The organism is Mongoliitalea lutea, from assembly GCF_014652135.1.
Lineage (GTDB): Bacteria > Bacteroidota > Bacteroidia > Cytophagales > Cyclobacteriaceae > Mongoliitalea > Mongoliitalea lutea.
Genome location: NZ_BMYF01000017.1, coordinates 62,096 through 74,514 on the forward strand (window position 1 = coordinate 62,096; position 12,419 = coordinate 74,514).

16 protein-coding genes are annotated in these 12,419 nt (G+C 42.5%); 4 read left to right on the forward strand and 12 right to left on the reverse strand.

Going from position 1 to position 12,419, the window contains the following annotated elements:
- Positions 1-11 precede the first annotated feature (11 nt).
- The 10 genes from IE080_RS13585 to IE080_RS13630 all read right to left on the reverse strand — a co-directional run bounded on the left by IE080_RS13585 (position 12) and on the right by IE080_RS13630 (position 9,301).
- Complete coding sequence (locus IE080_RS13585) at positions 12-1,757, reverse strand: hypothetical protein (RefSeq protein ID WP_189583550.1); 1,746 nt, start codon at positions 1,755-1,757, stop codon at positions 12-14.
- Positions 1,726-2,658, reverse strand: coding sequence for a hypothetical protein (locus tag IE080_RS13590; RefSeq protein ID WP_189583553.1), 933 nt, complete (start codon positions 2,656-2,658; stop codon positions 1,726-1,728). Before IE080_RS13590 ends, IE080_RS13585 begins: the two co-directional genes overlap by 32 nt.
- Before the next feature lie 27 nt (positions 2,659-2,685).
- On the reverse strand, positions 2,686-3,279 hold the full coding sequence (locus IE080_RS13595) for a hypothetical protein (RefSeq protein WP_189583556.1): 594 nt from the start codon (positions 3,277-3,279) through the stop codon (positions 2,686-2,688).
- A 193-nt stretch (positions 3,280-3,472) separates the two neighbouring features.
- On the reverse strand, positions 3,473-4,150 hold the full coding sequence (locus tag IE080_RS13600) for a hypothetical protein (protein ID WP_189583560.1): 678 nt from the start codon (positions 4,148-4,150) through the stop codon (positions 3,473-3,475).
- A 6-nt stretch (positions 4,151-4,156) separates the two neighbouring features.
- Positions 4,157-5,038, reverse strand: a complete 882-nt coding sequence (locus IE080_RS13605; protein WP_189583562.1) for a hypothetical protein — start codon at positions 5,036-5,038, stop codon at positions 4,157-4,159.
- Between the two features lie 11 nt (positions 5,039-5,049).
- On the reverse strand, positions 5,050-5,616 hold the full coding sequence (locus IE080_RS13610; RefSeq protein WP_189583565.1) for a hypothetical protein: 567 nt from the start codon (positions 5,614-5,616) through the stop codon (positions 5,050-5,052).
- 18 nt (positions 5,617-5,634) lie between these two features.
- Positions 5,635-7,239 (reverse strand): hypothetical protein, encoded by a 1,605-nt coding sequence (locus IE080_RS19515; RefSeq protein ID WP_229800640.1) that lies wholly within the window; start codon positions 7,237-7,239, stop codon positions 5,635-5,637.
- A 13-nt stretch (positions 7,240-7,252) separates the two neighbouring features.
- The gene (locus tag IE080_RS13620) at positions 7,253-8,221 is read right to left on the reverse strand and encodes a S49 family peptidase (RefSeq protein WP_189583568.1); all 969 of its coding nucleotides are present in this window, start codon (positions 8,219-8,221) and stop codon (positions 7,253-7,255) included.
- Between the two features lie 75 nt (positions 8,222-8,296).
- Complete coding sequence (locus IE080_RS13625; RefSeq protein ID WP_189583571.1) at positions 8,297-8,728, reverse strand: hypothetical protein; 432 nt, start codon at positions 8,726-8,728, stop codon at positions 8,297-8,299.
- A gap of 39 nt (positions 8,729-8,767) precedes the next feature.
- The gene (locus IE080_RS13630) at positions 8,768-9,301 is read right to left on the reverse strand and encodes a hypothetical protein (protein WP_189583574.1); all 534 of its coding nucleotides are present in this window, start codon (positions 9,299-9,301) and stop codon (positions 8,768-8,770) included.
- Between the two features lie 821 nt (positions 9,302-10,122).
- Between IE080_RS13630 and IE080_RS13635 the strand changes: the two genes are divergently transcribed.
- The 4 genes from IE080_RS13635 (at position 10,123) to IE080_RS13650 (ending at position 11,697) form a co-directional block, all read left to right on the forward strand.
- The gene (locus tag IE080_RS13635; protein WP_189583577.1) at positions 10,123-10,413 is read left to right on the forward strand and encodes a hypothetical protein; all 291 of its coding nucleotides are present in this window, start codon (positions 10,123-10,125) and stop codon (positions 10,411-10,413) included.
- A 139-nt stretch (positions 10,414-10,552) separates the two neighbouring features.
- Positions 10,553-10,870 (forward strand): hypothetical protein, encoded by a 318-nt coding sequence (locus IE080_RS13640; protein WP_189583580.1) that lies wholly within the window; start codon positions 10,553-10,555, stop codon positions 10,868-10,870.
- 12 nt (positions 10,871-10,882) lie between these two features.
- Positions 10,883-11,323, forward strand: coding sequence for a hypothetical protein (locus IE080_RS13645; RefSeq protein ID WP_189583583.1), 441 nt, complete (start codon positions 10,883-10,885; stop codon positions 11,321-11,323).
- Entirely contained in the window at positions 11,320-11,697 is a 378-nt protein-coding gene (locus IE080_RS13650; protein ID WP_189583586.1) for a hypothetical protein, read from the forward strand. The genes IE080_RS13645 and IE080_RS13650 overlap by 4 nt, the downstream gene beginning before the upstream one ends.
- Before the next feature lie 121 nt (positions 11,698-11,818).
- On the opposite strand, the gene IE080_RS13655 is transcribed toward IE080_RS13650, so the two are convergent.
- Both IE080_RS13655 and IE080_RS13660 read right to left on the reverse strand, forming a co-directional pair.
- A complete protein-coding gene (locus IE080_RS13655; protein WP_189583589.1) occupies positions 11,819-12,073 on the reverse strand; it encodes a hypothetical protein in 255 nt (84 codons plus the stop codon).
- 96 nt (positions 12,074-12,169) lie between these two features.
- The gene (locus tag IE080_RS13660; RefSeq protein ID WP_189583591.1) at positions 12,170-12,394 is read right to left on the reverse strand and encodes a hypothetical protein; all 225 of its coding nucleotides are present in this window, start codon (positions 12,392-12,394) and stop codon (positions 12,170-12,172) included.
- Positions 12,395-12,419 lie beyond the last annotated feature (25 nt).

Here is a 12,419-nt window from a genome sequence, read left to right on the forward strand (position 1 = left end):
ATATAAAAATTCTACCTCACACTAGCACTTCCTGTATACACTTTCCTTTGTGTGACCAGAGCTCTCCAATTCCTTCGCATCATCAAGTATTTGAAGCTATCAGATGGATTGGTGGACTCCAGGGGGAGGCGATGGATCGGCAGTGTCTCTGATTTTTTATTTTTGACTACAATGGATTTTGGACCGCTTTCCTTAATTTTGGCAGGTGCCATCTCCAAGCTACAGCGCAAAGGCTTGCACCTGTAAAAGTCTATCATCACCTTTGGCATCTTTCGATTGTTGCCGGCAAGCAGCTCCATCATAAAGGAGTATTCTTCACTCATGGGAATATTACCCTGCCCCTCAGACATCAACACACACTTCCAGCCTGTGCGCTTTCCTTCCTCATCATACTCAATGGCTCGCTTAAATTGTGTTGCCAAATCCTGCCCTGCTTTCTTGTAGTTGTTGGCAGCTCTATCATAGTAGAGATTCAAGGTTTTTTCCTTCTGTGGCTTGTAAAACTTCAAAAACTTATCTGCCAACTCCCTGATCCATTCAGGGGAAAGTGTGTAGATAAAGTTATTGACCCTATAATTTCCCTGAAGCTCCTGAGCTAAGCTTAAGCTGATCATATTTCCAAAGTCGGCTCCTCCGTCAATGGCTTTGTTGAGATCATGATACTTGAGGATTCTGCAATCCTCTTCCTCATTGATGCCAAATCTTTCTGCCCAGACTGGATCTGACCCATCCATGTAGAAGTGTCGCTCATTCAGATTGGCATAGAAAAGGTCTCCTTTTTCCAGCTTTGCTTTCATGGAGAGAATGGCGGTCTTGACGTCTCCAAAATCATCCTTGTAAGCGTCTTCAAACCACTCAGGCGTGAGGATATCTACATTTACATAGGATGATGCTATGTAGAAGAATGTGTGCGCATCTGGAGCCATCCGGGCAGTCGTCCACCGCTCCACCCATCGCTCATAGGTGCGCTTTTTCTTGACTGCTTCTTCTCTATCCCCTTCCTGTGCTGCTACCAGATACTCCTGTAGAGCTTCATTGACAATCATAGCAGACTTCACCACCAGGAGCAAGGCTTTTGCCTTCATCTTAGTAGCTCGATTGAGTATCCAGTCATATTCCCCAATATTAGAAGGATTGGGCATATCGGTAGTGAAGGTATGCCCACGATAAAAAACGGAGTGCCCATACTTCACTCGATACCCTCTGATGGCCTTGAGCAGATTGGACACCCGCTCTTCCTTGGCATACTTGACCTCATCACCTATGGCATGCACATAGTTACCACCGGCAAGGGATGCAGGACGATCCAGTGAACCAAACGTAATATTCAAGCCAGTAAAAAATATAATCGTGTCCTGGTATCGGACGATGTTATTGTACGGCTTCCAAAAATGTTCGCGTATCTCAGGTGGTAGATCGGCTTTTTGTGCCTCGCTAAATTCAGGCGGTTTTTTGCCCACTACGTAGTGAATACCTTCGATAAACCCTTTTGCCTTCAATCCTTCTTCCACGGTCCTGAGGACGTTTTTTTGAAGGTTGGCATAGGTGTCAGAAAACCACACTACAGGAGCTCCAGGCATATCATAGACCATCTCAATCAATCGCTCTACAAGAATATCGGTAGTCTTGGACGATCCCCGACCAGCAATGATATACAGGAAGCGAGGCATGAGCATCATGGTCAGTTGGGAGAGCCAGTTGGCAAATACGGTGGCTACACCTTTACTATTCTCCTTTACCTTCTTCCTCCAGCTCATGCAGTTTTTCTTCTAAGTTGATTGGTAATATCATGGCATCCTGCTTGAGCCTGATCTTGTCACGCTCAGGGATTTCTAACTCTTCAATCTGGGAAGCGACCAACTGGCGACTGATGGACGGCAATCCGATCTTATCAGTTTCCAGTGAATAAACCCTGATTGGTTTTTGATAAGCTTCTGCTGGTAATTTTGGCGGCTCTTCTTTGTCAAGTTCGAGTAATTTGGAAGCCTTCATCATTAAGTCTCCATACACTTCCCAATCACGAGCCGTAGCAGCATTTTCACGGACGATACGGGCAGCTTCCTGAATGTTTTCAGCAAACATATTGCGGATGGCTTTTTTCTCTACCGATCGGTCCGTATGAAAAAGATTAATCGCCTCATCATACATCTCAGATGCACGGGCATACTTGAGATTGAAAGGTGGACGGGTAAAAAAAGCAATGGTATTCCTTCGCCCGTATTTTCTGGACATAGAGTTGAAAAGTGTCAGTGCATCGATATAGATGGCTTCCTCCTTGCTGATCTGATTGACCGAACCAGATTGGATGTAATCCTGAATCTTTTCAATCAAGCGCTTGTCTTCAAATCCTCCAAAAATATCTAGCTTACTGGTCTCCCATCCACGATCCCTGCGGATAGTACGGAGCTGCTGACCTGCAGTAATATTGCCTTTTTCAGCACCTTCCAAGAGTGCCATTTGTTCACGGGCCAATGAGACGAGTTTTCCCCGCTCTATATGGTAATACACATCCGAATTGACATCCAAGGCCTTTTCAATGAAGACTCTTTTGTCCACATCAAAATACTTGGCCATCTCCTCATGGGTAAATCCCAGGGCAGACAAGCGCTCCAGCTCTACTGCTCTCTCATCGTCAAGTGTGAATGTCAGGCTTTCCATATATCCAAATATCAATATTCTTATACCTCAAGCTAAGGACATCAGACATTGCCTTCTAAACTCATACACTTGAGCATCATTCATAAAGATGTACTGCTCATGCATGGCATTTTCCGAAAAGTTGCCGGATCCTTCGATTACAAAGTAATTGTCCAAGCTTCTGATCAGCGTCACCTTACTGTGATTCCAACAGTAATTGACCTGAAACCTACGCTCTCGCTGATGGATCTGTATCTGATCATAGACTCGCGGCATACGATGCTGAATGGAATCCGATATCGATAGGTTAATCTGCTTGATCTCTCCCTTGTCATACCATTTGACCAGGCTATTCAATATCCGCTCATTAAGCGAATATGTGGAAAAGGTAAGCTCATCAATTGGACCAACATTTTTTATGATGTAGACTATAAAGGTGAAGGCATTGAAGCTCTTCAAGGTGTAGAGGAAAAAAGCTTCTCCAGGCACAGGATAGTTGCCCATCAGATTTTTGAGCGAGTTTACTTTTTCACAGTGCTTTTGGACAAATTTTGTACGTAAAATCTCCGCACGGTCTGACTGATCTACCGGCTCTTCAGCTTCTTCGCTTGGTTGGATTTCGGAGAGGGAAAAAAGTTTCATTTCAAGTATCTAATGGAATTTGGCCTGCACTTGTTTTTTCTTTTCAATACTTTCTTTTTTCCTTTTGGAAGGGGCATTTTCCTACCAAAACCACTGTAATCCTTAAGTATGAAAAAATCATAACTGACTTTAGCTATGAATATGGCTAGAAAAACCATTATGGAAATTATCGTACTTTTTAAAAACCATACCATCATTTTATCGCTTCTATCAACCGGTCCACTTCTGCCAGTTCGTTTTTCTTTTGTTGCAATCTGCGCTCTCTATCTACCTTCAGATGTGGCTTGTCATTTTTTGACAACTCAGATTCTATTCTCCAAATATTATGTTCGAGCGATGTCTTGCGCTTGATCAGCTCTACAGGGTTAAGCCTGCGGAGCTGCTTATAATTGCGAAACTCCTGGAATATAGGATGCTTACCCAATACATGCCCGTGCTCTCTATAATATACAAACTCGGCAATGATGGCTCTATTCTCCATGAAGTTTTCTACCACTTCCTTGACTGTGGCCAGCTGCTCTTCTTTGGTCCGGCAGTCAAAGAGTCGTCGATGAGCATTGACGTAGTTCCAGTAGGCTGTGATTTTGTTAGCCGCTAGGATCTTGAGCTCTAGCGGACAGTCAGGCTGATTGAGAAAGGGCCAGTTCTCTCGGAAGGATCCTCCATGTGTTTCGGTAAGCTTCTTCAGCTCTACTGAGGATATTCCTGATCTTAGAGCCAACTCCTGAACAAGAATAGGCTTGCACTGCTGATAGTATCGCTTGCACAGCTTGACAAAGGGATGCTCTTCGCTTGAATGCAAACAAAAAAGCCGGATGCCCTCGCCCAAGGATGCACCCGACTTGATCCAGCTCTCAACATCTGCTTTCAATGGATCCTATTTTTCAAATCTCGATTTCTCAAAAAATTTAGCCTTCAAAAACGGCTCGCAGCGCTTATAGCAACCATGGTCATGATTGATATACTTACGCTCTTCAAATGCCTTGGATAATGCTCCATCGTTACCGGTGGTATTGACCACACGCCCTACATACTGCCCCCTCACTGGATCCAGCTTTAGCGGAATGATATGAGGATAGCAAGAATTGAAATAGAGCGAAGGCAACAACTTGGCATCTTCCCCTGCACAATCATAGAATGCAATCACATCTGCCAACACTTCCTTATCAAAGAAGTATGGCGTATGCGTATCATAATCATGAGGATTGACTATTCCAGCTTTATTTAAAGCCTTTACAGTTCGCTCCAAGTTCTTTTGGTAATGTCCACCTTTGGTCCTACGCTCCTTCAATGGCGTCGCATTGGCACGTAAAATCAGGAAGTCAGCGCCATCCAATGGAGTCACTGGATAGATATCATCACAGCTCAACAAAAACTGCTCAGTCACATCAGCTGAAGCAATAGCTGCCATGATCTTACCCGTAGTATTCACCTGGGCATTGTCGCTGCTGTCTTCAAATGAAATGTGAATGATCTCTTTGCTGAACCATGGCAAGGCGTCACCGATTACCACAATCTTTGCTTGAGGGAAATTTTTGGCCCAAGCACGCACAGCATACAGCAATTCATCTCCTTCAGCTTTATCTTTTCTGAAAGGAATCACTACCGAAATTTCAGGCCATTTATGCACATGTGGCCTTTTCAATTCTTGAGCAGCAGATTCTTCCTGTACTGCTACAAGTTCCTTTGTTGCAGCTGCTTTTTTGGAAGTAGCTCCGGTCCCGCGGGTACGGGCCGGAGCTTTCTTTTTTTCAGTCATAGCTATTATGCTTAGATACCGCTACCGCTGCCACTGGCTCCACCGATTACAGGCCCTTCATACACAGGAGGCAAAGTTCCTCTGTAGTGGGTCATCTTGTGTGCACTTCTCTGGGAAGACACAAAAGTCAGCGTGCTCATGATACCCTCTTCATTGTCCTGACCTTCTACAGTCATGTACAATGGATTACAAGGCGTTCCTTGTAGCCTAGTGCCCTTTTGATCACCACATTCTTTGGATAAGATCAAGAAGCCCTCATTGAGATATTCTTGAAGCCATCCTGCAAAGAATTCATCATCCCCAGGTCTCTCGCACACAAAGTTGCTCAAGAATCCGCCCATCTCTCTTGATGTCTCACCATCAGATGAGTCAAATCGATTGATAGATTTTGGAGTCACGTATATAGCCACTGCTTTTTTGCCGGCTTTCAACGTAATATCCCCAGTGGATACTACACCATCTCTTGCCGGCATCGTTTCCACATCTGCCGCCAAGATCATCAATACATTTGGTTCCTTAGGTTTGGGGGCACCAGCCCCCGTTTTAACCTTCGGAATAGAAACATTTACATAAGTCATATCTTACCTCCTTTTGGATTATAGACCAGAACCTGAACCTGAAGCAGAACCTGAAGCAGAACCGCTCGCACTACCACTTCCACCAAAAACTACAGACTTGTCAGGGTTGGTACCCTTAAACTGCTGATACTCGTTATGAGCACCGTACACGCCTGTCACCAATGCATGAGGATCATATCCTGGCTTGTGGTAAGCAAAGGTCATTGGACCATACTGCAAGCCTGCACCCATCCAATATTCTCCAAAAATCCTAGCTTCGTAGTCTTTTTTCTGAACGTCATTGATGACTGCTGGCACACCGTTGATATGTCTAAGCTTAACAAGGTTGACCGGAGGAGTGGCGATAAGGTTTGGAGAACCATACATACCATCCACAGGTACCAGATACTTATTAGAGAAGTCAATGGCATTCGAACCAAAATTATGATTTTCAGTACCAGAACCTGTACCCCAAACATTCTTATACGCTTGCCTGTATCTCTTCCAAACTTCTTTGGAACACAATACCGGGAATGGCATAGCTTGGAAGATAGGAGCCATCCAAGAATCAAATTCATCTACAAATTCCAAAACTTCTTTATCTGAAGCAGTGAACCAATCGAAGTCACCACCATCAAAATAGCGCATATCGTAAGGATTACCCGCTACAAAGTTGTCGGCTACGATGGTCTCTACACCATCCATAGACTTCTCAGGAGCTTGTCCAGCTTGACCTTCATTTACTGATCCCCATGCAAGTTCCTCATATCTTCCCTTCCAGATCATTCTCAATTCGATATCTTGCATCAACTGAGGGTAAATCAAATTTTGCCAGATATAGAAGAAAATAGGCATTTGGTCAGGTGCCAAATTCTCACGATACATACTGAAAATGTACGAAGTCAAAACAGCTGAAGGAATAATAGGCACATTGATCTTATGCCTTCTGTTTTGAATCTTCAATGGTTCAAATTTAGAATGACCACTAGGTGTCCATTTGTTTACGAACTGCTGCGACACAGAAGTAATCAAAGGCATGATGGATCTATATTCAGTAACTGCTGGCTGTTCTGTGAACAGACCAGCAGAAGTAAATCCATTAAATACACTGTCTAGCAATTGGAAATTGTTAGGCCCTTGACTCAAATAAGTACCAAACTCCTTCAATAGGTCCTGAACGTCAATCGTCGCATTAGCAGACATATAGCCTGTTTTGGCGAAAGACATCATCTCTCTGTAATGCCCTTTACTCAAATCCACCTTCATAATGGACTTCTTGCCTTCCTTACGGGGCAATTCCACTGCAAGCGAAGGCTTAGGGTCTTCCTCGGAAGCAAAACTAAGCTTAAGGACTGCTCCCTGAAGCTTGTTTCTTTCTTCTTCAGCTTTGGTAAGCCTCGCTTGCAGATCCGCTACCGAGGCCTGATGCTGGTTCTGTAGGTTGGTGACCAACTCCACTCCTGCACTGGCATCGGATTCTCCTTCTCCTTCGGATAGAAACTTCTCAAACTTAGCTGTGAAGTCCTTACCGAGAAGCCCTTCCAGCTGAGTCTTCTGCTCATCTGTCAGGGATGGTTTGCCGTCATTCAGTGCAAAGGATTGAATCCCGAGCAACCCTAAGACGACAGACATCATTTTTTTCATCTCTGCTTGCGTTTTAAAGATTATATATTGATTTTCTTGCGTGAGACAAACTCAGTGCGAACTCTACCGCCCGCATATTGTCGCCAACTTGGTCTATCAGTCCGATAGCTTTGGCTTCATCTCCAAAAAAGGTCTTACCGCTAAGCACTCCTGGAGTGCTTTCTTTGAGCTTGCCTTTTCTGTTGTCTTTGATAGCATTCTGAAATGCCCTGGCTAATGGATCCAGCTGAGACTCCTTGATCAGATCATAATCACCATCCAAGGCCTGCTGAAATGCCAGATTCTTATCCGTAGACTCATTGGAATAAATAGAATGGAACTTTACTCCCTTATCTTCCCAGTATCCGCGTACATCGGTAAAGCTCATCATGACTCCTATGGAGCCTACTTCAGATGAGATATTATTGTCCGCAATGATATTGTCACAGACTGATGCCACCCAGTAAGCAGCACTACATGCCATGTCAACAGAAGCGACTACAGGTTTTTTGTATAGCTTTTTTACACGCTCTACTGCCTGTACCAATGGAGCAACAGCATCCACGGCACCGCCTCCAGAGTCAATGTCAAGAACTATGGAGCCAATATTCTTATGCGCTCCTGCTTCCAAGATAAAATCCGCCAACTCAGTAGCTCCATATTCGCACAAGCTGCCATACTTCATCATTGATCCTTTGATAGGGATGATGGCAACGGATCCTTCCGGAACATCGTCATACATAGAATACTTGCGATCCCTAGAGCCCTCTTCTTCATCATCATCCTCATAATCGTCAAAAATCATCTGCACTTTTTCGCCCGTAGGCTTCACAGCATGCAGATGCAATGACCGCTTGGTGGGAAGACCATGGAAATTTTCCTCAGAAAGCAAGCGGCTCACCTGTGGCCCCAAAGACAGCGCTATGGTAGGATGAAGGAAAAATTTGCCCTTCACTATTTGAGAGATCAAAAGATATGGCCAGTTGGCCGCCAGTTTTTTCATTGTATGGATATTTGTATGTAGAATATCTCAATACAATGTTAATTAAGTCAATAGGCCATAGAAAGGACTTTAAAATTACATTCCTGAGCTTCCACTGCCCGAATTACTGCCTACAGGTGTAGCCACAAGGGTTCTAAATGGATAGTGCCAGCTATTGTGCGTAAATCGGATGGACTTATTCTTAAGCTCATGTTGCTCAAGCAAGCGCACTGGGAGCGATGGATCACCGATGATCATCGGCTCAGCTCCATCATCAAAGGATATCTTGACTACCAATCCATGCTTTATAAGGCGTGACTCTGTAAGAGCTGCTGTAAAGTTGCAGACATAAAGCCTCCCCGCCTTGCCTATCTCCTCATTGATCAATAACTCAGGCGGTCGGGAGTTGGGAAGATCCTGCCATGTAGCAGTGATGATAACTCTTCCCCCTGGAAGCTCTACATAATCGGTCACACTCGCTAGGGTGGCATATTGGACCTTACAGATATTGTTTACTTTGGATTGCATAGTTTCAACATGTTTTGTGTGAAATCCCCAAAAGATTTTTCAGGTATTTACAAGATATTTTTGGGGATCAAATTCCAATCTCTGGTTACGATAATAACAGCGCTGTCTCAGCAGCTCTTTTCTTTCTTCCAGCAATTGAAGCTCTTCCCGGTACTGCCTTTTTTTCAAAGTCTCATTGTCATTGAGTAAGTTGGTCAGCTTCCGTGATACTATGAAGGACTCCAAGACTTCCTTCTGCTGCATGCCCATCTTCATGCCCTTGATGTACCAGCGGTCTAGGTCCAGATTGAAGATGACCTTCAAAAAATCATTGATCTTAATCTGATCCTCTGAGCGGATGTAGCAGTGATAGTTGGGAGCAGATGCCAAGCTGTGAGTCTTGGGAAGTAAGAAGGTCATCACATCCTCACCAGTCTCCCGATCTACCGGAGTATCCGAGTATCTGACAAAGCTACAGACCAAGGTCCCCCAATCGGTCTGCTTACTAAGGCAAAAAATACCCTCGGACTGGGGCAGCAGGTAGCGTAAATAGTCTCTATATAGAGGGCTCTGTATCCTGAGATATACTTTCATACGAGTGTTTTTTTTAAAGATAAAACATTCGCATGACTACTGCAAGAGTACTGCGTCCGCAAGCTGTCAAGTGTCTGAGTGTTCAAACTCAGAAATTTTTGTAACCGTGTAACTTTTTAACCTTGTAACCTTAACTAATTGATAAACAATAATTTACAAAGTCATTTTTGGTTACAAAATTGGTTACAAACTGTTTGTAACTTTTGTAACCTGAAAAGTGCCCAAAACATGGTTACAAAATTTTTGTAACCAGCCTATTTTGGTTACAAATGGATTTTTGATTTTGTAACCTCGCAAAGCGCTGATTTTTAGGGGTATTAATATAGTATTCTTTATTTTAGTTACAGAGTTACAAAAATTTTGTAACTATTTAAAGGGAAGGTTTGGAACAGAACAGGCAAAGAAGCTTTTGCCAGGGAAAAGAGCAGCGGTGTCCCCTCCGCTGTAGCGGTCGGGGACGGATTTTGTAACTCAGTACGATGGTATGGGGAGAGGCCCGTAGAGGCCAAATCAGGGGCGCTGGGAAGCTCTGACAATATGACACTTACATGGATATTGGTATTGTGAGAGCGAAGGAAATGCAGTAATTAGCCCCGAAATGCAGTACTTATGCAATGAAAATTACTGCGTAAAATCATAAACAGGACTTGTATATTAGCGGTGTCCAAAACAATTCAAAATTATACTACTATGAGCAGGTTCAGATTCCACTCAATTTCTAATTTAAAGCAAAGCCTCGGTAAAGCCGTTTGGAGCGGTAATTCTCAGTCGTGCCTGCACGTTTTGATGTTTTGGACAGTTACCGGGGCCTCTCTTATATTATGTCCAAAACATCGAGTAAAAACCAAAGAGAAGCTTACGGCGAGGCCGTGGAGAAGCTTCAAAACATCCAGGGCTCACTGACGCCAGTACTGATGACGCTCACGCGTCTGGGAACGCTCTTGGCCCGACAGCCGGAGCTGCAGGAGCAGCTATCGGAGGAAGATCTGGAGACGCTAGCTGTGCTACAGGAGCACTTCTACGCTCTCATCCTTATCCGGGAGCACTACAGGCCAGACAGAGAGCTGGACGATAGCGAACTCAATCACGCCCGGAAGATCATGGGTGAGTGATAATATCAAAGACCCAGACTGCAAAGCCTGGGTTTTTTATTGACTTAATTTGTCCTACTAGGACCTAACTTGGAAATAAACTTTAACCATAAATACTATGCTCAGTAATTTCTTCAGAATAAACTTACCCTACGGGATCATGAAAAATGATCAAGGGGAATGGACCTGTTTCAATCGTGAATACATGCCATTAGGCTATAATAACATTTGGCATGAAAGCAGATTACCAAATACTAAGGATAATATCCCAATTTGGACAAAGTATAAAGCCTTAAATGAGCTTACACTTATAAAACTAGCTTATGGAGAATCCGGAATTAGTAGGGATGAAAGCGGGAAAATAAACCAAGTATGGTTTTATAATGACGGATCCAATCCTTCAGCTACCAATAAAAAGGCTGATTGGGATGCCTACTTTGAAAAAATCAAGTTGTTGTCCAAGTTTCAAAAAGCTTAATGGTTTAAGTTTATGGATAGGCTCAAAAAAACCTTAATTGTAATTATCCCTCTACTAGTAGGTGGGTTAATTTACATCATATTTAGAGTTGATACTCTAATTATGTTTAGATGGTTTGAGTCAATAGGAATACAAGATTTAATCATTTTTTTGAGAAGCTTAAAGAGTGAGATCAATTTACCAGAATGGATAATATACAGTCTTCCTGATGGCTTATGGATCTTCTCTTTTACTTATTGCATGTTGGTTATATGGGATTTCAAACTAACAAAAAATAGTTTCTTTTGGATTACTATAGCTCCTATAATTGGCCTTGTTTCTGAATTAGGTCAGTTAATTAATATTGTTCCTGGAACATTTGATATCGTTGATCTTATTATCGTTACTTTATCAACTGCAATTCCTTTTCTATATTTAAGAAATTTTAAATCAATCAAAAATCTTTTCTTATGAAAAAATCAAAACTTACAATTCATTTACTCTCATTAGTAGCTGTAGCTTTTTTTCTTTTTATAGCATTCGGAAGTGGGGATGATGACAGCGATTTAAATAAGGATGGTACACCAAAGACTGAACGACAAAAAGAGGTCGAAAAACAATTCAGCTCATGGGATGGATCTCATAGAGGGCTAACCAAAAAAATAAAGGAAAGCATGAATGATCCTGATAGTTATGAACATGTAGAAACACGATTTAGAGATGACGGAGACTACATCTTTGTTATCACTAAATTTCGAGGAACCAATGCTTTTGGAGGAAAGGTAACAAACACAGTGTCAGCAAAGGTCGATTTTAAAGGAAATGTAATTGAGATTGTCAGTAAATAGCTATAATAAGAGCTTCCTCTATATGGAGAAAGCTCTTTTTGTTTAAGCCTATCAAATCTATTAATTCATTTTGTAAAGGGACAAAAAACACAATGAGGAAAGCGGAATGTTATACGCAACCTTAAAGACGCAACTCAAAGCGACCAGAGTCTAAATCTTCACGGCTAATTCTAATACCTTCATGGCTGTACCTTTCGCTACGTCCAATAATCTCTTTTCTACTTATCTTTTCGATTATGTAATTAGATTCTGAATAATCATACCAACCAATACCTTTTTGATAAGTGTGTGCTATTCCAACTGCAACCACCTGACCGATAGAAAGGCAGCGTATAACACTATGTTTATGCAATTGGGGTTTTTGTGGTGTATTCATCTGTGTATATGTTTATTAAGTTCATATTATTTTGGCAGTGCAGTGGTTTCTAATCCCCAACTGCACAAACATTTAACGTTGGCAGCAATATTAAAACTACCGCCTATCACGAGTAAATGAAGTTACTCTTTTAGAATATGTGCCTTTGACAATATCCCAATGACCATACAATTCAGCCCTTAATTGGTCTGACTTTCTTAACAACTTAGGATCTAATATCCCAGTTGAATTTTTAATTTGTTCTGCAATCTCATTGAGCTCAGATACTTTTTTGTCTATTTCTTCTTTTGTCATAATCTGATAAAATACTGCTGCCAACATTCGTTTTGCTTCATGAGGGCAGACG